Raw genomic sequence first — 23355 nt, 5'->3', positions numbered from 1 at the left:
GGCACGGCTACCGGCTCGACCGCTCCACCGTCACGTCGGCGGCGCGCACGAACTCCACCCGGTGGCCGTACTGGATCTCGTAGTAGAGATCCTTTCCTACGACGACCTTGTGCGAGTCGGTGGTGAAGGTGACCGCGTAGTAGTACTCGCCGGGCACCTTGTCACCGACCACGTACTTCTGGCCCTTGAGCAGTTTGTACGGCAGCGGGGAGATCGCCTGGGCGGGCACTCCCGCCGGATAGGCCGAGGCCTCCGGGTAGGCGCGGCCGTACACCGGGACGCTGTCCACACCCTCCTTCGGCGTCACCACCAGACCGGCCGCCTTCACCGCGGTGGGCTGCTTCTTCGGGTTCTTGAACCAGGCCTCCTGACCCAGGTACCAGATCGCGGTCCAGTCCCCGGCGCGGTCGGCCACCGCGTACTGCTGCCCGGTGGACACGCGTGAGGAGAGGTCGTTGACCCCGGTGGTGGGGGTCGTCCCGAGGCCGATGTCCTTGATCAGGGGGTAGGTCTCGCCGGGCCCGGAGTACAGCCGGACCTCGCTCGACCCGTGCACCGCGCACGGCTGGCCGGCGGTGACGCAGCCCGTGTACACCGGCTGGTTGCCGGCGTAGTCGGGGCGGATCGTCACCAGGCCGCCGCCCTTTTTCGCGGTCTGCTTGACGGGGTGGCCCAGCAGGTCGAAGTAGTGCGCCCAGTCCCAGTACGGGCCCGGGTCGGTGTGCATCCCGGGGACCGTGGACGTGGTCGGGCCCGGCACGTTGTCGTGGCCGAGGATGTGCTGCCGGTCCAGCGGGATGCCGTACTTCTTCGTCAGGTACGACACCAGCCGCGCCGACGAGCGGTACATCGCCTCCGTGTACCAGGCGTCCGGCGCCGCGAGGAAGCCCTCGTGCTCGATGCCGATCGACTTGGCGTTGATGTACCAGTTGCCCGCGTGCCAGGCCACGTCCTTGGCCTTCACATGCTGGGCGATGAGACCGTCGGTGGAGCGGATCGTGTAGTTCCACGACACATAGGTGGGGTCCTGGACCAGGTTCAGGACACCGGCCCACTGGCCTTCCGTGTCATGGATGACGATGTACTTGATGCTCTGCGACGCGGGCCGGTCGCCCAGGTCGTGGTTGCCGTAGTCGTCGTCCCCGAACTGGGAGTACGGTGCCGGGATCCACTCGCAGGACACCTTCTTCGGGCACTCCGTGCCGTCGGCGGAGACCGTGCGCAGGCCGGTCTCCCTCAGCTGCGCGGTGTCGGGCGCGAGGTCCGGCTGGGCGGCCAGCGCGACCTGCTGCCCGGCGTCCGTGGTGCGCGCCTCGCCGGTGTGGATCACGTCGTAGACATCGTTGGCATACGCGGCGGCCGTCGCCGTGTCGTCCGCGCCGGAGAAGCGCGCGATCGCGCCGTACCAGTCGGCCGGGTCCGCGCTCAGCGACTCACCGAGGCCCTTCTGGGCGTCGGCCAGCAGGGCGGCACCGCCGGCCACGTTGGCGGTCTCGTCGGTACGGAGGTCGGTCGCCGGAAGGCCGGTCAGCTCGGCCGCCTTCGTCAACGTCTTGAGGCGGGCGGGGAGTTGGGAGTCCGCCGGGATCTGTGCGGTGGGATGCAGGGCGGCGCGGGCGCTGTCGCCGCGGGGGTCCTCGGAGCCCTCGCTCAGGTGCTCCGTCGCGGCGAGGGCGGTGCGGGCGTCGGTGAGGTGCATCGGGCCGTAGCCGCCGGTCACGCTGGGCGCTCCGCCGTGCGTGTCCCAGCGGGACTGGAGGTAGGAGACGGCCAGCAGCACCGTCTGCGGCACGTGGTACTGGGCGGACGCCGACGCGAACGCCCGCTGGAGGGTGGCGGTGGAGGAGTCGGTGGCGTTCTCCGAGGGGGCCGCGCCCAGCAGGGGCAGCAGCAGGGCGGCGGTGGCGAGCGCGCCGGCGGACCGGCGCGCGCGTCTGTGTCCGGGAGAGCGGGTGGGGTCGGTCGAGGATCCTCGCAATGCAGCCTCCTGGGACGGTGGGATTGTCATGAACCGTGCGGGGCCGGGCGTGCGTCAGTGGTACCGGCTGGCCGACTATCCGTCAATCATGCCCAGAGGAAGGCGATTTCCCATGTCAACGCGGGATGCGAGGAGTTTCGTGGCGGTGGTGTCCGGGCCTGCGGGGCGTCAGTGGAGTACACCAATGGGGGAGTGCGGCGGGGCCCGGACAGATATATGGGCCGGACACATAGAGGTCGACAATATGTCGGCCGGACACACGACGGCCCGCGGTACGCCGCTGCAGGGCGTACCGCGGACCGTCGTCCCCGTCAGCGAGTGCCGACCGCCGCACGCACGGCCCGGCGGGCCATCTGGCAGTCGTCGTGCAGCCGCCTCAGCAGCAGCCGTTGTTCCTCGCCGGACGGCGCAGCACCCGGGTGGGCCACCACTCCCGGTGCCGCCGGGGTCGAGTCGTGCATCGAACGCTGCACGGCCATCTCGTAGGTACGGATCTCGCGGGTCAGCACCAGCATCAGGTTCACCAGGAACGCGTCACGCGACGCCGGTCCCGCCGACTGCGCGATCTGGCTGATCTGCCGCCGGGCCACCGGCGCGTCCCCGAGGACCGCCCACAGCGTGGCCAGGTCGTAGCCCGGCAGGTACCAGCCCGCGTGCTCCCAGTCCACCAGCACTGGACCGGCCGGTGAGAGAAGGATGTTGGACAGCAGGGCGTCACCGTGACAGAACTGGCCCATCCCGCCGCGGCCCGCCGAGTGCGCGATGCCGTGCAGCAGTTTCTGCAGGTCTCCCATGTCCCGGTCGGTGAGCAGCCCCAGCTCGTGGAAGCGGGAGATACGGGCCGCGTAGTCCAGCGGGGCGTCGAACGTGCCCGCCGGCGGCCGCCAGGCGTTCAGTCGGCAGATCGAGCCGAGCGCCGCCCGGATGTCCGCCCGCGGCGGGGCCTCGGCCGGGTGCCGGTGCAGTGCCGCCACCCGGCCCGGCATCCGCTCGATGACCAGCGTGCAGTTGTCCGGGTCCGCCGCGATCAGCCGCGGCACCCGCACCGGCGGGCGGTGCCGGACGAACGAACGGTATGCGGCTATCTCGTGCCGGATCCGCTCGGCCCACGCGGGGGAGTGGTCCAGTAAACACTTCGCAACGGCCGTGCTGCGTCCGGTCGTTCCGACCAGGAGCACGGAGCGCCCGTTGCGGCGTAGCACCTGCACCGGAGCGAACTCCGGGCAGATCCGGTGCACCGACGCGATCGCCGTACGCAGCTGGGCGCCCTGAGGGCCGGACAAGTCGAGTCTCCCGCTGACGGGTTGGGGGCCGAGCCCGGGAACGCGCCGCGGCCTGCCCGCACCGAGCACGGGGGCGGCCGCCGGCCGCGCCGGGTCGAGGTAGGGGCCGCCGGCGCCCGGGCGGGGGTGCAGCGACCGGGGCGGGGCGGACACGGAGGACGATGCTGTGTACATGGGAGATACAGATCCCTTCGTGTGCCTGCAGTGCCTGTCCAAACAAGCGCGCTGCCCGGCCCGGTCCCACGGGTGCACCCTGGGGAGTGTCCCTCGGTGACCGGGTCGGGGTGGCGCGTTCCTACCTGACACCAGATGCGCAGTGGCACACCATCTGGCGGACCCTGGCGAACCCTGGCGAATAGTCGCCCGGCAACCCGCGCCGGGCTATGTTCAAGTCAGCCGAGAACCTGGGGGCTTGATGTGAACGGACAACCCAACTCCCGTCTCTCGGACCTGTTCGGCCTGGCCGGCTGGTCCAAGGGCGAGCTCGCGCGGCGGGTCAACCGGCAGGCGGCGGCCATGGGCCACCCCCAGCTGTCGACCGACACCTCGCGGGTACGGCGTTGGATCGACACGGGAGAGATCCCGCGCGATCCGGTGCCGAGGGTGCTGGCGGCTCTGTTCACCGAGCGTCTCGGCCGTGTCGTGACCATCGAGGACCTCGGTCTGGTCCGGCACGGGCGTACGGGAAAACGGCCCGACGACGGGAGTGTGGAACATCCCGACGGTGTGCCGTGGGCGCCCGAACGGACTGCTGCGGTCCTCACCGAATTCACGGGAATGGACCTCATGCTCAACCGACGCGGCTTGGTGGGCGCGGGCGCCGCGCTCGCCGCAGGCTCCGCACTCAGCAGCGCCATGTACGCATGGCTGCACTCCGATCCGACTCTTTCCGCCGACACTCCCAGGTTCGACGATCCCCTGCACGCCGACCCCGCTGGGTTCGACCGCTACGAGGCCGCCCCCATCGGGTCGCAGGAGATCGAGGAACTGGAGGAGTCCGTCAAGGTGTTCCGCGCCTGGGACGCGGCCCGCGGCGGCGGGCTGCAGCGCAAGGCCGTGGTGGGACAGCTCAACGAGGTGGGCGGCATGCTCGCCTACCGGCACCCCGCCGATGTGCAGCGGCGCCTGTGGGGCGTCGCCGCCAATCTCGCCGTACTCGCGGGCTGGATGTCGCACGACGTCGGCCTGGAGCCCACGGCCCAGAAGTACTTCGTCATCGCCGCCCACGCGGCCCGTGAGGGCGGCGACCGGCCCCGCGCCGGGGAGGCGCTCTCACGGGCGGCTCGCCAGATGGTGCACCTGGGCCGGCCCGACGACGCACTCGATCTCATGAAACTCGCCAAGACCGGTTCCGGCGACGAGGTGCTGCCGCGCACCCAGGCGATGCTCTTCACCATCGAGGCCTGGGCACAGGCGTCGATGGGCAAGGGCCAGGCCATGCGCCGCACCCTCGGCCGGGCGGAGGACCTCTTCGTCTCCGACCGCGGCGACGTACCGCCCCCGAGCTGGATGCAGACGTTCAAGGAGGAGGATCTCTACGGCATGCAGGCCCTGGCCTACCGCACCCTGGCCGAGCACGAGCCCGGAGCGGCCGTGCACGCCCAGTACTTCGCGGAGAAGGCACTGGCGCTGCGGGTCGACGGACGGCAGCGGTCGAAGATCTTCGACTTCCTGTCGATGGCCTCGGCCTGCTTCATCGCCGACGACCCCGAACAGGCGGACAGGTACGCGCGGTTGGCCCTGGCGTCGATGGGCTCGAACTCCTCCCACCGCACCTGGGACCGGCTGCGCGAGATGTACCGGCTCACCGCCCAGTACGCGGGCTATCCGAAGATCCACGAACTGCGGGAGGAGATCGCACTCGCGCTGCCGAAGACACAGTCGAGGAGCCCGCGGGCCAGGGGTGGCAACAGCGCACAGGCATAAGGGGTTTGTACGGCTCCTTCCGCACAAGGAGTGCGTGCAACCGCTTCTTTCTCAGGTCGTCCTGGCGACGAGCACGCACGCGTCGTCCGCGCGCTCGGTGTCGCCGAACTCCTCCACGACCATCCGTACGCAGTCCTGTGCGGTGCGCGCCTCGCCGAACCGCGGGGCCAGGTCCAGGAGTTGGCGCACGGCGGCCTCTCCACTGCGCCCCGGCACCAGTCCGTCGGTGTGCAGCAGCAGTACGTCGCCCGCTTCGAGGGTTTCCTCGGCCTGTCCGTAGGCCGCTCCCGAGGTGGCGCCGAGCAGGACGCCGTCCGGTGCGCTCAGCACGCGCCCCGTCCCGCCGCGGAACAGCAGTGGGGCGGGGTGTCCTGCCTGCGCCCACGCCAGGGTGCGGGTCTCGGGCCGGTAGCGGCAGCACACCGCGCTGCCCAGGGCCGGTTGGACGGTGGCGTCGAGCAACTGGTTGAGCCAGGACATCAGTTGACCGGGCTCGGTGCCCGCCATCGCCATGCCGCGCAGGGCGCCCAGCAGCATCGCCATGCCCGAGGTGACGGCGACACCGTGTCCGGTGAGGTCGCCGACGCTCAACAGCGTTGCCCCGTCCGACAGTTGGAGCGCGTCGTACCAGTCGCCGCCGATCAGCGCGCTCGTGGAGGAGGGCAGATAGCGGGCGGCCAGGTCCAGTGTCTCCGGCCCCTGGTGCGGGAGCCGCAGGGAGCCACGCCACGGCGGCAGCACGGCCTCCTGCAGCTCGACCGCGAGCCGGCGCTCGGTCTGCGCGTGGTGCCGGTGGAGCTGCAGCGAGTCACGGGTCTCGCTCACCGTCCGCTGGCTGCGGCGCAGTTCGCTGACGTCCCGCAGCACGGCCCACATCGAGGCGGTGCCGCCGTCGGCGTCGAGCACGGGCTCGCCCATCATGTGCACCGTCCGTACGGTGCCGTCGGGCCGGACGATGCGGAACTCGCCGTCGATCGGCTTGGCGTCGATCAGACAGTCCGTGACCATCGCGGTCAGCGCCGACCGGTCCTCGTCGAGGATCAGGGACGGCAGTTCGTCCAGGGTGAGCGGGGGAGCGGCCGGGTCACGGCCGAGGATCTGATACAGCTCCCCGGACCAACTCGCCTCGTCCGTCAGCAGATTCCACTCCGCGCTGCCGACCCGGCTGAGCAGCGAGTCGTCACGAGGCGCTTCCGGTACGGCAGTCGGGGTCAGCGATGCTTCCACGGCCGTCGGCACGGGCGGCGGGCCGTCCCGCAACTGGGCCAAGTGCTCGTCGAGGTCGTTGAGTTGATGCAGCGCCAGGTCGCACAGCGCCCGCTGCCACCGCTCGCGCGGGTCCGCACCGTCGTGCTGCGCGTCCCGTCGTACGGCGTCCACGTCGCCCATGAGCCGCCGCGCCTGCGATATCAACGCGTCGACCGAGCCGCGCGCGGGCGGCTGGGCGGCGGGGCGGTCCGCAGAGAGGTGGGACGGCATGACGCACTCCGATGCGGGGACGGTACGACCAAGGCGGATGGAGGGACCGGTTACGACTGTCGCACAGGCTGCGACGCCCTGTAAGGGATTTGGCAACACACGATCCGGTGGTGCTTCTGGCATATGCCAGCGTCTTCACGGGCGGCTGGTGCCGTGCTCGTGGCGCGGCTGTCCTGGTGGGGCAAGTCGTATGCGCCGTACGCGAGTTGAAGGACTGATTACCCTTCCGGGTCGTCATTCAACCACCTGTTCGACGGTCGGCCGTTCCCGTGCGGCGCCGGCGCCCGGCGTGAGGCTGAAAAGTGTCGCTCAAGCGAGTGATCCGCAGGACGCAACAGTCATTTTGAGACTTTGCTTTGTTATAGCCATGACAATTCTGTGAGCGTGGTGCCACGCTGCTGTGCACCACGCTCACCGAGCGTTCACTCCTCCCTCACCCTTCCTCCCCGCACCCGCGCGCCCGCCGGACGGCCGTACCCCGGCCCGACCCGCTCTCCAGGACTCCACCGAGTCCGACCACCCCACATAAGGAGAACGCCTTGACCCGGCATGACCGTTATCCGCACCACCCCAGATTCACCGCAGCCCTCGTGCTCACCGCGGTCGGCACCCTGCTGGCCGCCGGTATGCAGACCAGTGCGGCCTCCGCCGCTCCCGGCGGGCACACCGCCGCCGCGAAGATCCTGGCCACTCCTCGGGCCGGAGCGGCCCCCGCCGCGCTGTCGCCGTCGAAGCACGCCGCCCTCCTCAAGAGCGCGGGCACGGCCGTCAAGAGCACGGCGAAGACCCTTGGCCTCGGTGCCAAGGAGAAGCTCGTCGTCAAGGACGTCAGCCAGGACGCCGACGGCACCACCCACACCCGCTACGAGCGGACGTACGCCGGACTGCCCGTCCTCGGCGGCGACCTGGTCGTCCACGCCAAGAGCGGCCGTCTCACGGTCACGAAGGCCGCGAAGGCCGACCTGGCCCTGCCGGACATCACCCCGAACGTGACGTCGGCGACGGTGAAGACCAAGGCGCTCGCGGCAGCGTCCAAGGCGGGCGGCGAGAAGGCACAGCTCGACGGCGCCCCCCGGCTCGTCGTCTGGGCCGCCGGAGCCAAGCCCGTCCTCGCCTGGGAGGCGGTGGTCGGCGGCTTCCAGGACGACGGCACGCCCAGCGAACTCCATGTGATCACCGACGCCGACTCCGGCAAGGCCGTCTTCCAGTACCAGGGCATCGAAACGGGCACCGGCACCGGCCAGTTCAACGGAACGGTCCCGCTCGGCACCACGCTCTCCGGCTCGACGTACCAGCTCGTCGACGGCGACCGCGCCGGACACCGCACCTACGACCTGAACCAGGGCACCTCCGGCACCGGCACCCTCTTCACGGATGACAACGATGTCTGGGGTGACGGAACCCAGAGCAACCGGCAGACCGCGGGCGTGGACGTCGCGTTCGGCGCGGCGGCGACCTGGGACTACTACAAGGACGTCTTCGGCCGCAACGGCATACGCAACGACGGAGTGGCCGCCTACAGCAGGGCCCACTACGGCAACAACTACGTCAACGCGTTCTGGGACGACACCTGCTTCTGCATGACCTACGGCGACGGCTCGGGCAACACCCACCCGCTGACCGCGCTGGACGTGGCCGCGCACGAGATGAGCCACGGCGTCACCGCCGCCACCGCCGGCCTCACCTACTCCGGTGAGTCGGGCGGCCTCAACGAGGCCACCTCGGACATCTTCGCCGCCGCGGTGGAGTTCCACGAGAACCTGCCCGCCGACGTCCCCGACTACATGGTCGGCGAGAAGATCGACATCAACGGCAATGGCACACCGCTGCGTTACATGGACAAGCCCTCCAAGGACGGCGCGTCCCGCGACTACTGGAGCTCGACGCTCGGCAGCGTCGACGTCCACTACTCCTCGGGCCCGGCGAACCACCTCTTCTACCTGCTGTCCGAGGGCAGCGGCGCGAAGACCGTCAACGGGGTCGCCTACGACAGCCCCACCTACGACGGTGTGCCCGTCGCCGGCATCGGCATCGACAACGCCCAGAAGGTCTGGTACCGGGCGCTCTCCACGTACATGACCTCGTCCACGAACTACGCCGGTGCCCGCACCGCGACCCTGCAGGCCGCCGCGGACCTCTTCGGCGCCTACAGCCCGACCTACCTCGCCGTGGCGGACGCGTGGGCGGCGATCAACGTCGGCAGCCGGATCGCGCTCGGCGTCAACGTGGCCCCGGTCGCCGCGCAGATCAGCGGAGTCGGCCAGGCCGTGTCCCTGCAGACGGACGCGTACACCACCAACTCCGGTGCGGGCCTGACCTATTCGGCCACGGGACTGCCCGACGGACTGACCATCAGCAGCACCGGTCTGATCTCCGGGATCCCGACCACCCTGGGGACCAGTGACGTCACGGTGACCGTCACCGACGACACGGGCGCGACCGCCACCGCCGCCTTCAGCTGGCGGATCGCCAACATCTACGCCAGCGCCACCCGCGTCGACATCCCCGACAACGCCGCCGCCGTGGAGTCCCCGATCACGGTCACGGGCCGCGACGGCAACGCCTCGGCGACCACCCAGGTCTACGTCAAGATCGTCCACACCTACCGCGGCGACCTGACCGTCGACCTCGTGGGCCCGAACGGAACGGTCTACTCCCTGCTGAACCGCTCCGGCGGCTCCGCGGACAACGTCGACCAGACCTTCACCGTCGACACCTCCGCCCAACCGGTCAACGGCACCTGGAAGTTGAGGGTGCAGGACCACGCGGCGATCGACGTCGGCTACATCGAGCAGTGGCAGCTCACTCCGTGAACCAAGCTGTCTAGCCCCGCAGTTGGGGGCTGAGGGGTTCGGACTCGGTGCCTGACAGCCCGAGTTGGTTCTGGCCGCGCCGGTGTGCACGAAGGCGCGGCCAGAACCCATCGGCATGATCGGCCAGTTGTACGACGTCCCGCGGTCACGGTGTGATCAGCCGGTCCTGTTCCACCGGCGGTGTGCCGCCATACCAGTCCAGGGCCTTGCCGAAGCGCACCAGCTCGCCGTAGTGGGTGGGGTCGACGTGCTCGGCGAAAACGAGGTCGAGGACGGGGCCCGCCGCCTCGGCCGGGGACTGGGCCTGGCTGAAGTCGCTGAACCAGGGGCGGGAGGTGTCCGTGTCGACCATGCCCGGGCACACCGAGGCGACCAACGTGCCGGTCGCGAGGTCGTGTTCGCGGCGTTCGGCGGAAACCGCGCGGACGGCGGCGACCTGGGCCACCTTCGAGGGCACGTTCAGCCAGAGTGGCCAACCCGCCTCGGCGGTGGTCCGGTGGTGGACGGCGCCGCGCCAGGACTCGACGGCGTACTCGACCTGGTCCAGGCTCGCGCCGTCGAACAGCTCGTGCAGCGCGGGGTCCAGGTGCCCGAGGGTGCCCAGGCTGCTGGCCACGACGAGGAAGCGGCCGCCCGGGCGCAGGACGGGACCGAAGGAACGCAGCAGTGCGTGGGTGGCGGTGTTGGACACGTCGATGAACTCGTCGGCGCGCGCCGCCTGCGACTCCCCGGGCAGCACCCGGGCCACGGCGTTCGAGATCACGATGTCGACCCCGCCGTAGCGCTGCCGGAGATCGTCGGCCAGGTGGGTGATGGCGTCGGTGTCCGTGACGTCCAGGACTCGGCCCTCGACGCGGCTGCGGGTGCCGGGCAGGCTCGCGACCTCGTGGGCCGCGTCGGTGACGCGCCGCTCGTCGCGTCCGGTGAGCAGGACCAGGTCGTCGGAGCCCAGGCGGGCGGCCAGGCCCTCGACAAGGGCGCGGCCGAGTCCTTGGTTGGCGCCCGTGACGAGGGCGATGCGCGAAACGTTCATGACTGCCACGGTAGGAACCCGCCGGCTGTGCGTCCAACGAGACTTACGCACCGCTAGCATGCGTGATCGTCATGGACTTCACGGATGTGTCACTCACCGCGCTGCGCGTCTTCCGCGCGGTCGCCGAACAGGGAACCTTCACCGCGGCCGCCGCGTCACTGGGCTACACCCAGTCCGCGGTGTCCCGCCAGATCGCCGCGATCGAACGGGCCGCGGGCACTGAACTGCTCGAACGGCGCCGCGACGGCGTACGGCTGACCCCGGCCGGCCGGATCGTCATGCGCAGGGCGACGGTCGTACTCGACGAGATCGGCGCGACCGCGCGCGAGCTGTCCGGTCTGCCGCCGGGGGCCGCGACCGTCCGCCTGGGCTGGTTCCCCAGCGCGGGAGCGGTCCTGCTGCCCCGCGCCCTGGCCGCCCTGCGGCGCAGCGACCCGGACCTGCACGTCGTCAGCCGGGAGGGCGGCACCCCGGCCCTGGTACGCGCCCTGCGCGCCGGCAGCCTCGACCTGGCGCTGCTGGCGTCGGCGCCCCCGTTCCGGCCGCCAGACACCGAGTCACCACCGCTGAAGCTGCGTACGCTCACCGAGCGCCCGCTGTACCTAGCGGTGCCCGCCACACATCCACTGGCCCGCGGCGACTACATCGACGTGGCCGACCTGCGCGGCCAGCGCTGGATCGCGAGCCCTTCCTCCGGCGAGGACCGCCTGATGGGCGTATGGCCGGGCCTGGACGAGCGCCCCGAGATCGTCCACACCGCCCGCGACTGGCTGGCCAAGCTCCAACTCGTCGCGGCGGGCTTCGGGTTGACCACGGTGACAGGCTCCCTCGCCCCGGCAGTTCCGCCGGGCGTACGCGTCCTGCCGGTACGCGGCGGCCCCCAGGAACAACGCCGCCTGCTCCTCGCCCGCCTCCCACACCCACCCACCGAAGCACTCACCCGCGTGGCAGCCGCCCTCCGACTCGCCGCCCTTGACGCCTACACGCCGAGCACGACACCAGCAGAGGAGTGAGTGGTTCGGTCGTCCCGACCGGCTTTCCCAACTCGGCGTTGTCGGGCGGGCGTTGGTCCGCGCCCCAGAACCCGCGCGCCGAGCGGCACCTAGCAGGAACCGGCGGTCAGCAGCTCGCCAGCGAGAGATGTACCCGCGGGTTGTTCCCTCCGTCCCGCCGCGATCGATGCCGGCGCACCGTGCGGGCCCTCGTCCTGGCTACGGTGCCCGTACGAGAGGGAGTTGGTCAGCCGCCGACCCGCTCCTCCTCCCCAACATGGCGCTGTCCAGCCGACGTTGCCCCGCGCCCCTCTACCCACGCCCCCATCAACACCGCGCAAGCCCCCACGGTCAGCAACCCCCCGGCGAGGAACGTCCCCCGCGCATCCGCCAGCCGCAGCACGAGCCCCCCGAGCGCCGCGCCGGCCGCGATACCCGCGTTGTAGGAACCGGAGTTGGCCGCGAGAGCGATGTCCGTACGTCCCGGTGCGCAGTGCAGCATCGCGTTCTGGGCGGTCATGAACGCCGGTCCGAGCGCACCGCCCATCAGCGTGAGGAACACGACGGCCGCCACCCGATGGGTGCCGAGCACGTAGAGGCCGAGCATGCCCACCGCCTGTGTGGCGACGGCGGTGCTCAGTGCCGCCTGTGGGAAGCGGTCGAGGACCGCCCCGGTGATGGTCACCCCGGCCAGGCACGCGACGCCGAACACCACCAACAGGATGCCGACCGCGCCCGGGGAGAAGCCCGTCACGTCGCCGAGGAACGTGACGATGTACGTGAATCCCGCGAACGCCCCCGTGGCGGACAGGGTCCCCGCCGCCAGTACGGTGGCGAACCTGCGGACGTCGGGACGCGTGCCGTAGGCGGCGCGCTCCTCGTCCGGACGTGAGGTCGGCAGCAGGACGGCGATCGTCACCAGGGACATCAGCCCCAGGGCCGCCGGCACGGCGATCGGTACGGGCCAGCCCTCGCGGCGGCCCAGCCAGGTGCCGGCGGGCACCCCGAGGGCGAGGGCCAGCGAACCGGCGACGGACAGTGCGCCGATGACCCGCCCCCGGACCTCGGGCGCGCACAGGCCCACCGCGACCGGTCCCATCACGGCCCAGAACAGCGCCTGGGCGAGTGCAGTCAGCAGCCGGGCCGCGAGGAGCAGCCAGTACGACGTGGCCAGGGCCGCCATCACACTGGACGCGACCAGTGCCGTCAGGAGTGCTGTGAGCACATGGCGCCGGGCCACACCCCGCATGACGTGGGCGAGTGGGACGGACGCGACGGCCACCGTCACGCCGTAACCGGTGACCAGCAGTCCGACCGCCGACACGGAGACCCGCAGGCTGTCGGCGATGAGTTCCAGGAGGCCGATCGGCAGGTTCTCCGCGGTGTTGAAGGTGAAGGCGGCCAGCATCAGGGCCGCGAGCACCGCCGACCTCTGCCACCGAGTTCGTCGCGCCTGCTCCGGTGCCCCGTCCATGAGCCCACCTCACCGGACCCGCCCGTCCCGTCGCAAACGAATTCACCGGCAGCCCCACGCATCGACGGCGGAGTGACGCAGGTCACATCAACTCGTTCGGGCTTCCGCGTAATGCAAAGGGCACCTGCGAGGTCGTACAGGCACACGGCAATCCGGCCGACCTCACACCCGCAGTGGAGACCGACCATGGACATCACCCTCGAACAGCCCACCCGAGCCCGGCTGATCACGGCGGACGACACGGAGATTCCCGTGTCCGCCACGCTCCGCTACCTCGCCTCGGACCCGCTGGCCGTGCACCTCGACTTCCCGCCCGAGGTCTCCCTCGACGGCGAGGGCGTCACCTGGACCTTCGCCCGGTCGCTGCTGGAGGAGGGGCTGCGCAGGCCGGCCGGCGGCGGTGACGTGCACCTGTGGCCGTGCGGCCGGGCCCGCACGGTGCTGGAGTTCCACTCGCCGTTCGGACTCGCCCTGCTCCACTTCCACACCCCGGAACTGCGCCGCTTCCTGCTGCGGACCTACGAAGTGGTGGCCACCGGGCAGGAGGACATGGACGCGGTCGTCGACCGGGGGCTGAGCGCCCTGTTCGGGAGCGTGTGAGCGGTCGAGGGCGACTCGGCGCCCTGAAGGCGACTTTGACTTTTGTTCACCTCCATCTCACCGTCCCGGTATGGACCTTGGCGATCACCCCGTGCACCCTTGCGCGCGGTGTGCCGCTCGGGCACGCCTGTGACGAGGGTGGGGCGAATGACAGCGATCAGCCGAAGAGGCTTCGTGGGGCTCGGTGCCACCGTGGCGGCGGGCATGGCCATGGGCACCGGCGCACGGCCTGCGGTCGCGGCGCAGCGGGCGGCGGCGACCGGCACGATCTCGGACGTGAAACACGTGGTGATCCTCATGCAGGAGAACCGCAGCTTCGACCACTACTTCGGGCGCCTCAAGGGCGTCCGCGGCTTCGACGACCGCAGCGGCATCACCCTGAGCGGCGGCTACCCGGTCTTCGACCAGCCCAACGGCGGCGGCCGTCAGTACCCGTGGAAGCTGAGCGCCACCCCGGCCGCGGGCGGCCAGGACGGCGAGACCCTCGCCCAGTGCAACGGCGACCTGCCGCACTCCTGGTCATCGCAGCACTCCGCGTGGAACAAGGGCCGCCTCGACAACTGGGTCTCGGGCGTGGGCAATGTCCGCTCACTGGGCTACCTGGACCGCTCGGACATCCCGTTCCACTACGCCCTCGCCGACAACTACACCATCTGCGACGCCTACTTCTGCTCCACCCTCAGCGCGACCGGCCCCAACCGCACCTATCTGTGGAGCGGCAAGGTCGACTCCTCCAGCTACGACGGCGGTGACGAGTCCGGCCTGACCTGGCAGACCTACGCCGAGTCCCTGCAGAACGCCGGAGTGACCTGGAAGGTCTACCAGAACGGGGCCGACAACTACGGCGACAACGGCTGCGCCTACTTCAAGAACTTCGCCAACTCCAAGGCGGGCAGCCCCCTTTACGACCGCGGCATGTCCTCCGTCCCCGCCACCACGGGCTCCACGCCCGACGACATCGCGGCCGCCATCAAGGCCGACGTCCTCGCGGGCACGCTCCCGCAGGTCTCCTGGGTGGTCCCCAACCAGGCGTTCTCCGAGCACCCCTACGCCCCGCCCGGCGACGGCGCCCACTTCATTGGCCTCGTCTACCAGGCCCTCGCCGCCGACCCGGACGTCTTCGACTCGACCGTCCTGTTCCTCAACTACGACGAGAACGACGGCTACTTCGACCACGTCCCGCCGCCCGCCCCGCCCGCCGGCACCGACGGCGAGTTCCTCAACGGCGTGCCCTACGGCTTCGGCTTCCGCGTCCCGATGATCGTCATCTCGCCCTGGACGCGCGGCGGTTGGGTCTCCTCCGAGGTCTTCGAGCACACCTCGGTCCTGCGCTTCCTGGAGACCTGGACCTCGACTCTGGGCAAGCCCGCCGCCTGCCCCAACATCAGCACCTGGCGCCGCAAGGTCAGCGGCGACCTGACCGGCGTCTTCGACTTCGCCAACCCGGTCTACGGCGCGGTGTCCCTGCCCGCGACCAGCGTCATCGGCATCTCGACCTGCGGCCCGCTGCCCAACCCGGTGCCGACGGACAACGCCCTGCCCGCGCAGGAGACCGGCACCCGGCCCGCCCGCGCGCTGCCGTACCAGCCCAACGGGTACCTGGATCACCTGGAGTTCGGGTCGAGCGGCAAGATCCTCGCCTGGTTCGCCATGTCCAACCAGGGCGGCGCCGCCAAGAGCGCCGCCCACCTCTCCATCCACCCCAACGTCTACCGCGACACCACGCCCTGGCAGTACACGGTAGACCCGGGCGGCACCGCCTCCGACTACTTCAACATCGGTACGGGCTACGGCAGCGGTAAGTACGACCTCAGCATGGTCGGCCCCAACCGCTTCCTGCGCCGCTTCCAGGGCGACGCGACGAAGGCGGGCAAGTCCGTTGAGGTGAGCACCCGTTACGCCGTCGAGTCGGGGACCGGCAAGCTCGCCGTCTACTTCAAGATGACCAACTCGTCCGCCGCGTCGGTGAAGTTCACGATCACCTCGAACCACTACCGCGGCGACGGACCGTGGACCTACACGGTCGCCGCGGGCGCGTCGACGGAGGACTTCTTCAACGCCGTGGCGAATCAAGGCGGTTGGTACGACTTCACGGTGACCGTCGACTCCGACGCGACCTGGTCGCGCCGGTTCACCGGGCACCTGGAGTCGGGCGCGGCGAGCGTCAGCGGCTGACGTCGGTGTACAGCTCCGGGCGCGGGGCGAGTCCGACGGCCACCCGGCCACCGCTCTCCAGCGCCCGGACCCCGGCCTCGGCGATGGCGGAGGACGCGTAGCCGTCCCAGGCGCTGGGGCCGGTGACCAGACCCCGCCGGGTGGCGTCGACCCAGGACTGCACCTCGCGGTCGTAGGCGTCGGCGAACCGGACGAGGTAGTCCAGCGGCACGTCCTCGTGGGCGCTGCCCCGGGTCGTGACGACCATCGAGCGGTCCTCGCCGATCCGGGCGCTGCCCGCCTCGCACACGGCCTCGCAGCGCACCTGGTAGCCGAAGCCGCAGTTGACGAAGACCTCGACGTCCACCAGGGCGCCCCCTTCGGTCTCGAAGAGCACGAGCTGCGGGTCGAGCAGACCCTCCGGGGCGTTCGCCGAGGAGCGCGGGCTGAGCACGGTCACCGCGGTGAGTTCCTGGCCGAGCAGCCAGCGGGCCGCGTCGATCTCGTGCGACACGGAGCTGTCGATGAGCATCGCCGAGGTGAAGTACGGCGGCGACGACACATTGCGGTGGACGCAGTGCAGCATCAGCGGACGCCCCAACTGCCCGCTGTCCAGCAGGGACTTGAGGCCCTGGTACTCCGCGTCGTAGCGCCGCATGAACCCGATCTGCGCGAGCCGCCGCCCGAGGCGTGCCTCCGCCTCCACCACCCGGAGCGCTCCGACGGAGTCGGGCACCATGGGCTTCTCGCACAGCACCGGAAGTCCACGCGCGAAGGCCGCGAGCAGGGCCTCCTCGTGCGCGGGACCCGGCGAGGCGATGAGGACCGCCTCGACCCCGGGGGCGTCCAGCGCGGCCACGGCGTCCTCGTGCACCGTGACCGCGTCCAGCCCGGCCACTGCCGCCTTGGCGCGATCCGTGTCGGGGTCGGCCACCGCGGCTATCCTGGCGCCGCTCACCACCTGGTCGAGGCGTCGTATGTGGTCGGCTCCCATGTGTCCCGCACCCAGCACGGCCACGCCCAGCAGGTCACTCACGTGTGCACTCCCTCTCCGTCGACGATCACGCCGTAGCGTACGCCGTAGGGGGAGGGGGCCTCCGGAATGTGCGGGACGTGGCAGTGAGGTGGGCTCAGTAGCGCAGCACGCCCGCGATGCCGTCCGCGTCGTTCAGGGTGCCGTCGGGGACGAAGCGGACGTCGGCGCCCGTCTCCAGGCACTGTTCGACGATCTCGTCCACGATGTCCTCGCGGGCGTCGAGATCGCTGCCGTCGGCCGGGATCAGATGGTCGCCGTGGTCGTCGCGGACCGTGACGCGGTAGTTCTCCTCGACGGCCAGCAGCCGGACCCGGCCCTCGCGGGCGTTCTGCCAGACCTCGTCGACGCCGGCCGCGAACTCCTTGCGCCCACGCGCGGATTCGAGCTCGCGGGTCACGGTGACGGTGTTCTTGCGGGCCTCGGCGTCGACCAGCGGCCGTACGGCCTGCCACACGGCGTCGGGTGTGCCGTGCGCGAGGCCGCCGTGCGCGATGTGCACCGCGTCCTTGGTCGCGTTGCCGACCTCGTCGAAGGCGGACAGGGCCGCCTGCTCGCCGGTGATGTAGAGCGGGCGCCGGTGCTCGCGCAGGATCCGGCACATCGCGGTGTCCGCCTCGCGCAGGAAGTGGCGGGTGTCCTCGTCGCGGAAGGTGCTCGGGATGTCCCCGATCCGCTCCTGGCGCTCGGCGTCGAAGTTGTCCCGGTGGTCGCGGGTCAGCGGGAAGCCGCCGGTGTGACTCTCGACGACCCGGTCGACGCCGCCGTTCCACAGCGTGACCCGGTCCGCGGCGAGGGACAGCACCCAGAACGGGCGCTCGGAGGCCTGCGCGGAGACGAGATTCCGGGTGAGGAACGTGTCGGAGAGGACCACACGTTCCGGCACGGACCTGGCTAGGGACCACACCTGGTGCTCGCCCGGCGCGGCGAAGATCACCAGACCGTCCTCGGCGTGCGCCAGATCGACCTCGGCGAGGGCCTGGTCGAGCTGACGGGACACGTCGATGCGCCGCTCCCGGGGAACCGCGGGATCGGCCTCCAGCTGCTTCTTGGCCTCGGCCAGCACATTGCGCAGCCGGACCGGATCCTGGGCGTTGTCGGGCTCGCGACGATGCGTCGGGGTGAGCACGGAGACCGCGGGGTAGGGGCGCGGGCGCCGCAGTTCGGTGAGAGTGGCGGGACTCAGTGCGTGCTCCATAACAGCACGATAGGGCCGATTGGCGGATGGGGCATATGGGGGAAGCCCGCCAGGCAAACGGGGCAATTGATTGCTAAGGTCCCTCGCGTGGCTCGGGCCGCCACGAATCTCCCGCGAACCTCCGCCGCCGAGCTGCCCCTGCCGCCGCCGACCACCATGGTCGGAGCCGGGGCCGCGCTCCGTCCCGCGCCGGCTCACGGGGGAGGCACGGGTGTCAGGTGCCCTGATCGCGCGGGCCGTCGCCCCGACGCCGGGCCGGATCAGCCTCCGGCCTCGTTTCCGGCCTCGCCCCCGACCTCTGGAAAGGTGCGTGCACCGTGACCGGTCAAGACACCGTCGGCCGACATGAGTACGGCGTCCACTCCGAGGTCGGCAGGCTGCGCAAGGTGCTGGTCTGCGCGCCCGGTCTGGCCCACCGCAGGCTCACCCCGACCAACTCCGACGACCTGCTCTTCGACGACGTGATGTGGGTCGAGAACGCCCAGCGCGACCACGCCGACTTCGTCAACGAACTCCGCGAACGCGGCGTCGACGTCGTCGAGTTGCACGAGCTGCTCGCCCAGACCATGACGATCCCCGCCGCCAAGGACTGGCTCCTGGACCGGAAGATCGTCGCGAACGAGGTCGGCCTCGGGATGGTCGACGCGACCCGCGCCTATCTGGAGAGCCTCGAACCGGCCGAACTGGCCAAGTACTTGATCGGCGGCCTCGCCACCACCGACCTCCCCGACGACTACCGCACGGACTTCGTCGCCCTCGTCCGTGAGTCGACCGGCGTCAGCGAATACCTGATGCCGCCCCTGCCCAACACCCTCTACACCCGCGACACGACCTGCTGGCTCTACGGCGGCCTCACCCTCAACCCGCTCTACTGGCCCGCCCGGCACGGCGAGACCCTGCTGATGAAGGCGATCTACACCTTCCACCCGGACTTCGCGGGCTCCGTCGTCTGGTGGGGCGATCCCGAACTCGACTGGGGGCAGGCCACGTTCGAGGGCGGCGACATCATGCCCGTAGGCAGCGGCGTGGTCCTCATGGGGATGAGCGAACGCACCTCGCGCCAGGCCATCACCCAAGTCGCCAAGGCCCTCTTCGACTTGGGCGCAGCGGAGCACGTCGTCGTCGCCGGCCTGCCGAAGCTGCGTTCCGCGATGCACCTGGACACCGTCTTCACCTTCGCCGACCGCGACCTGGTGACCCTGTACCCGGCCATCATGGACGCGGTCCACACCTTCTCCCTGCGTCCGGCCGACAAGGGCCCCGGCATCGACATCGTCGACGAGGGCCCGACCCCGTTCACCGACGTCGTCGCCAAGGCGCTCGGCCTGCCCGAACTGCGTGTCGTGGAGACGGGCGGTGACGCCTACGCCTCCGAACGCCAGCAGTGGGACAGCGGCAACAACGCGGTCGCGCTGGAGCCGGGCGTGGTCTTCACCTACGACCGCAACACCCAGACCAACACCCTGCTGCGCAAGGCCGGCGTCGAGGTCATCACGATCGTCGGCGCCGAACTGGGACGCGGCCGGGGCGGCGGGCACTGCATGACCTGCCCGATCGTGCGGGACCCCGTGGAGTTCTGAAGCCGCGGGACGTCGCGCCAAGTCGCGGGCGCCGCAGGGATGTTGGTCAACTCTTTGCCCGTGGCCGATTCCTGACGAGAGCCACCCGGTGGAGACCCGGTCCGTGGATCTCGGGAGCGCAAAGCGCGGCCGAAAACCCGGGGGTGGCAAGGCCGTTCAGGTTACGGGCATGTTGACCGGCCCTGTGGGTGTGACACACGCTCGTCATATAGGTGCTGGATACAACTGGTTCGGCGGGTGCGGGTCGGGCGTGTGAGAACACACAGGTGGGAGACCTTCATCCGGCGGACCGAACGCAGGAGGTAACGCATGTGCGGCATCACCGGCTGGGTCTCCTTCGACCGTGAACTGCGCACCGAGGCCGCGACATTGGATGCAATGACGGAGACGATGGCCTGCCGCGGCCCGGACGACCGCGGCACCTGGGTCCAGGGTCCCGCGGCCCTCGGACACCGCCGGCTCGCGATCATCGACCTGCCCGGCGGCCGGCAGCCGATGACCGTCGACACGGCGGACGGCACGGTCGCGCTCGTCTACTCGGGGGAGACCTACAACTTCACCGAACTCCGCCGCCAACTCACCGACCGGGGACACCGGTTCACCACCGACTCCGACACCGAGGTCGTCCTGCACGGCTATCTCGAATGGGGCGACGCGGTCGCCGAACGCCTCAACGGCATGTACGCCTTCGCGATCTGGGACGGCCGCCGCGACCGACTGGTCATGATCCGCGACCGCATGGGCATCAAGCCGTTCTACTACCACCCGACCTCCGACGGCGTCCTGTTCGGCTCCGAACCGAAGGCGATCCTCGCCAACCCGCTGGCCCGCGCACGGGTCACCCTGGACGGCCTGCGGGAACTCTTCACCATGATCAAGACACCCGGACACGCCATCTGGGACGGCATGCGCGAGGTCGAGCCCGGCACCGTCGTCACCGTCGACCGTTCGGGTCTACGGCGGCGCGTCTACTGGCAGTTGGAGACACGCCCGCACACCGACGACCGCGACACCACCGTCGCCGCCGTCCGCACACTCCTCGACGACATCGTGCGCCGCCAGCTCGTCGCCGACGTACCGCGCTGCACCCTGCTCTCCGGCGGCCTCGATTCCTCCGCGATGACCGCGATCGCCGCCCGCCAACTCGCCGAGCACGGCGAGAAGGTGCGCAGTTTCGCCGTCGACTTCGTCGGCCAGAACGAGAACTTCGTCGCCGACGAACTGCGCGGCACCCCCGACACGCCCTACGTCCACGACGTGGCCCGCGCCTCGGGCACCGACCACCAGGACATCGTGCTCGACCCGCACGCCCTCGCCGACCTCGACGTCCGCGCGAAGATGCTCCGGGCCCGCGATCTCCCCCTGGGCTTCGGCGACATGGACTCCTCGCTCTACCTGCTGTTCCGCGCCATCCGCGACCAGTCCACCGTCGCCCTGTCCGGCGAGTCCGCCGATGAAGTCTTCGGCGGATACCTGCAGTTCTTCGACGAGGAGGCGAGGCGCGCCGACACCTTCCCCTGGCTGGTGCGGTTCGGCCGGCACTTCGGGGACGACGCCGACGTCCTGCGCCCCGACCTGACCAAGGCCCTGGACACCGAGTCGTACATCGCGGACGGCTACCGCGCCGCCGTCGCCGGCATCCAACGCCTCGACGGGGAAAGCGACTTCGAGTACGGCATGCGGCGTATCTGCCACCTCCACCTCACCCGCTTCGTCCGCATCCTGCTCGACCGCAAGGACCGAGCGAGCATGGCCGTCGGCCTGGAGGTCCGCGTCCCGTTCTGCGACCACCGGCTCGTCGAGTACGTCTTCAACACCCCCTGGTCCCTCAAGTCCTACGACGGCCGGGAGAAGACCCTGCTCAGGGAGGCCACCGCGGACGTCCTCCCGAAGTCCGTCTACGACCGGGTCAAGAGCCCCTATCCGTCCACGCAGGACCCCAAGTACGCGGTCGCCCTCCAGGACCACGCCAAGGACCTCCTCGCCCGGCCCTCCCACCCGGTCTTCGACCTCGTCGACCGCGAGAGGCTCCGGCAGGCCGCCCACCGGGACGCGCCCATCAGCACCCAGGCGGGCCGCCGCGGCCTGGAACGCGCCCTCGACCTGGCGCTCTGGATGGACCTCTACAAGCCCGAGATCGCCCTCGGCTGAACCGTCCCTCAGGGGACCACCGTGCTGTCCGGTTGGCACGAACTCCCGCTGGCCGGCAGCGAACCGTAGAGCAGGAAGTCGTCGACCTTGGTGTGGACGCACTTGGACGACGCGTAACCGGTGTGGCCCTCACCCTTGTTGTCGAGCACCACAGCCGAGGAACCGAGCCGCTGGGCCGTCTCCACGGTCCAGCGGTACGGCGTCGCCGGGTCGCCCCGGGTGCCGACGAGCAGCATCTTCGCCGCGTGCACGTCCTTGACGTCGTCGCGGATGTAGTCGGTGCCCTTGGGGCGGCCGTAGCACATCAGCACCTCGGTGAGCCGGTAGCGGCCGAAGACCGGTGAGGCTTCCTCGTACCGGGCGCGCAGGCCGTCCAGGTTCTTGGTGATCTGCTCGGCGGTGGGGCGGTCGGGGTCGTCCGCGCAGTTGATGGCCATCAGCGCGGCCGGGAGGTTGTCGAGCGGGACGTCCTGGGCGTCGACGATCCCGCCGCCCCCGCCGAGGTGGGGCAGACCGGTGCCGCCCGACGAGAACGCCATGATGGCGCGCGTGTCGCCGTCCTCCACCAGTGAGGCGATGGCCCGCTCCAGCGTCGGCCACATCTGCTTGCTGTACAGCGCCTGGCTGATGGCGCCCACCAGGTCCTGACCGGAGAACCCGTCGCCGAAGTCCGTCTGCACCGGGTCCTGGTCGAGCGAGCGGACAAGGTGCACGGCCCGGTCCGGCGCCTCACGTGCGTCCGTCCCGAAGGGGCAAGCGATGTCCTGGACGCACCAGTTGAGGAAGTCCTCCAGCGCCGTCTGCTGTCCCTCGGCGCCCGCGATGCCCTGTTCGGAGAGCGGTTCGGTGAGGGTGTCGACGCCGTCGAGCACCAACCGGCCCACCTTCTTGGGGAATTGGGCCGCGTACACCGCGCCGAGCCGCGTTCCGTAGGAGAAACCGAGGTAGTTGAGTTTCTTGTCGCCGAGGGCCTGGCGCATCACGTCCAGGTCCCGGGAGGCGTTGACCGTGCCGATGTGGGGCAGCACCGGGCCGGAGTACTTGGCGCAGGTGGCGGCCGCCTTCCGCAACTGCTTGAGGACGACCTTCGGATCACTGCTCTCCGTGGTGTCCTCGTCGATCGCGGCCGAGCCCTGGTCGGAGCCCTCGCCACAACTCACCGGCGAGGACTGGCCGACGCCGCGCGGATCGAACGTGACGACGTCGTAGCCGTTCGTCAGATCCATGAACTCCTTGCCGTCCGAGGCGAGTTCACTGACACCCGCGCCACCGGGACCGCCGAAGTTCAGCAGCACCGACCCCCTCGACTTCCCGGTCGCCCGGTAACGGGCTAGCGCGAGATCGAGCGTCCCGCCGCCGGGCTTCGCGTAGTCGAGCGGGACGGTGACCTTCCCGCACTGCAGGTCCTTGGGCGCGTCCGGGGTCTCGCACGCGGCCCACTTCACCTTCTGCCGGTAGAAACGGGACAGGTCGGCCTGCGGCCGGCTCTCGGCCGTGGCGAGCGCGGGCAGCCCCGCGCCGAGCAGCGCCAGCGTGAGGACCCCGGTGAACGCGCACCGCCGGAACGCGGGCCGCGATGACAGCTTGGCCAGCATCAATGCCTCCAAGAACGCGCCGTGACCAGCGCCTGCGATCACGATAAGCGGGCCTCGCGGGCCCCG

15 protein-coding genes are annotated in these 23355 nt (G+C 70.5%); 7 read left to right on the top strand and 8 right to left on the bottom strand.

The window, feature by feature from the left end:
* Positions 1–7 precede the first annotated feature (7 nt).
* Together OG496_RS06085 and OG496_RS06080 are read right to left on the bottom strand one after the other, a co-directional pair.
* Positions 8–1978: an N-acetylmuramoyl-L-alanine amidase gene (locus tag OG496_RS06085; protein ID WP_405969905.1), complete on the bottom strand. Its 1971-nt coding sequence runs from the start codon at positions 1976–1978 to the stop codon at positions 8–10.
* A 311-nt stretch (positions 1979–2289) separates the two neighbouring features.
* Complete coding sequence (locus OG496_RS06080; protein WP_366492251.1) at positions 2290–3435, bottom strand: aminoglycoside phosphotransferase family protein; 1146 nt, start codon at positions 3433–3435, stop codon at positions 2290–2292.
* A 243-nt stretch (positions 3436–3678) separates the two neighbouring features.
* Here OG496_RS06080 and OG496_RS06075 point away from each other — a divergent pair, with 243 nt between their 5' ends.
* A complete protein-coding gene (locus OG496_RS06075) occupies positions 3679–5187 on the top strand; it encodes a hypothetical protein (RefSeq protein WP_405969904.1) in 1509 nt (502 codons plus the stop codon).
* 51 nt (positions 5188–5238) lie between these two features.
* Here the strand turns inward: OG496_RS06075 and OG496_RS06070 are convergent, their stop codons facing one another.
* Positions 5239–6666, bottom strand: a complete 1428-nt coding sequence (locus tag OG496_RS06070; RefSeq protein WP_405969903.1) for a PP2C family protein-serine/threonine phosphatase — start codon at positions 6664–6666, stop codon at positions 5239–5241.
* 539 nt (positions 6667–7205) lie between these two features.
* Between OG496_RS06070 and OG496_RS06065 the strand changes: the two genes are divergently transcribed.
* Positions 7206–9479: a M4 family metallopeptidase gene (locus OG496_RS06065; protein WP_405969902.1), complete on the top strand. Its 2274-nt coding sequence runs from the start codon at positions 7206–7208 to the stop codon at positions 9477–9479.
* Positions 9480–9624: 145 nt separating this feature from the next.
* On the opposite strand, the gene OG496_RS06060 is transcribed toward OG496_RS06065, so the two are convergent.
* Positions 9625–10512, bottom strand: coding sequence for an SDR family NAD(P)-dependent oxidoreductase (locus OG496_RS06060; protein ID WP_405969901.1), 888 nt, complete (start codon positions 10510–10512; stop codon positions 9625–9627).
* A 71-nt stretch (positions 10513–10583) separates the two neighbouring features.
* Between OG496_RS06060 and OG496_RS06055 the strand changes: the two genes are divergently transcribed.
* Positions 10584–11525, top strand: coding sequence for a LysR family transcriptional regulator (locus OG496_RS06055; RefSeq protein WP_405969900.1), 942 nt, complete (start codon positions 10584–10586; stop codon positions 11523–11525).
* Between the two features lie 226 nt (positions 11526–11751).
* Here the strand turns inward: OG496_RS06055 and OG496_RS06050 are convergent, their stop codons facing one another.
* Positions 11752–12912: an MFS transporter gene (locus tag OG496_RS06050; RefSeq protein WP_405976569.1), complete on the bottom strand. Its 1161-nt coding sequence runs from the start codon at positions 12910–12912 to the stop codon at positions 11752–11754.
* A gap of 252 nt (positions 12913–13164) precedes the next feature.
* Between OG496_RS06050 and OG496_RS06045 the strand changes: the two genes are divergently transcribed.
* On the top strand, positions 13165–13578 hold the full coding sequence (locus OG496_RS06045; protein ID WP_366492257.1) for an SsgA family sporulation/cell division regulator: 414 nt from the start codon (positions 13165–13167) through the stop codon (positions 13576–13578).
* Between the two features lie 147 nt (positions 13579–13725).
* On the top strand, positions 13726–15753 hold the full coding sequence (locus OG496_RS06040; protein ID WP_405969899.1) for a phosphocholine-specific phospholipase C: 2028 nt from the start codon (positions 13726–13728) through the stop codon (positions 15751–15753).
* Here OG496_RS06040 and OG496_RS06035 read toward each other — a convergent pair.
* Both OG496_RS06035 and OG496_RS06030 read right to left on the bottom strand, forming a co-directional pair.
* Positions 15743–16768, bottom strand: a complete 1026-nt coding sequence (locus tag OG496_RS06035) for a Gfo/Idh/MocA family protein (RefSeq protein WP_405969898.1) — start codon at positions 16766–16768, stop codon at positions 15743–15745. The two genes, OG496_RS06040 and OG496_RS06035, sit on opposite strands and share 11 nt — an antisense overlap.
* 94 nt (positions 16769–16862) lie before the next feature.
* Positions 16863–17963, bottom strand: a complete 1101-nt coding sequence (locus OG496_RS06030) for a chemotaxis protein (protein ID WP_405969897.1) — start codon at positions 17961–17963, stop codon at positions 16863–16865.
* Positions 17964–18280: 317 nt separating this feature from the next.
* Between OG496_RS06030 and OG496_RS06025 the strand changes: the two genes are divergently transcribed.
* Together OG496_RS06025 and asnB are read left to right on the top strand one after the other, a co-directional pair.
* Positions 18281–19543 carry an arginine deiminase gene (locus OG496_RS06025; protein ID WP_405969896.1) on the top strand — a complete coding sequence of 421 codons (1263 nt, stop codon included), beginning with the start codon at positions 18281–18283 and terminating at the stop codon, positions 19541–19543.
* A 309-nt stretch (positions 19544–19852) separates the two neighbouring features.
* Positions 19853–21694, top strand: a complete 1842-nt coding sequence (gene asnB, locus OG496_RS06020) for an asparagine synthase (glutamine-hydrolyzing) (protein ID WP_405969895.1) — start codon at positions 19853–19855, stop codon at positions 21692–21694.
* An 8-nt stretch (positions 21695–21702) separates the two neighbouring features.
* Here asnB and OG496_RS06015 read toward each other — a convergent pair whose 3' ends face one another.
* Complete coding sequence (locus OG496_RS06015) at positions 21703–23289, bottom strand: alpha/beta hydrolase (protein WP_399388730.1); 1587 nt, start codon at positions 23287–23289, stop codon at positions 21703–21705.
* Positions 23290–23355 lie beyond the last annotated feature (66 nt).

The organism is Streptomyces sp. NBC_00988, from assembly GCF_045162645.1.
Classification (GTDB): Bacteria; Actinomycetota; Actinomycetes; order Streptomycetales; family Streptomycetaceae; genus Streptomyces.
Note: the sequence above shows the minus strand (reverse complement) of the source record. Positions and strands in the feature narration are given on the sequence as shown.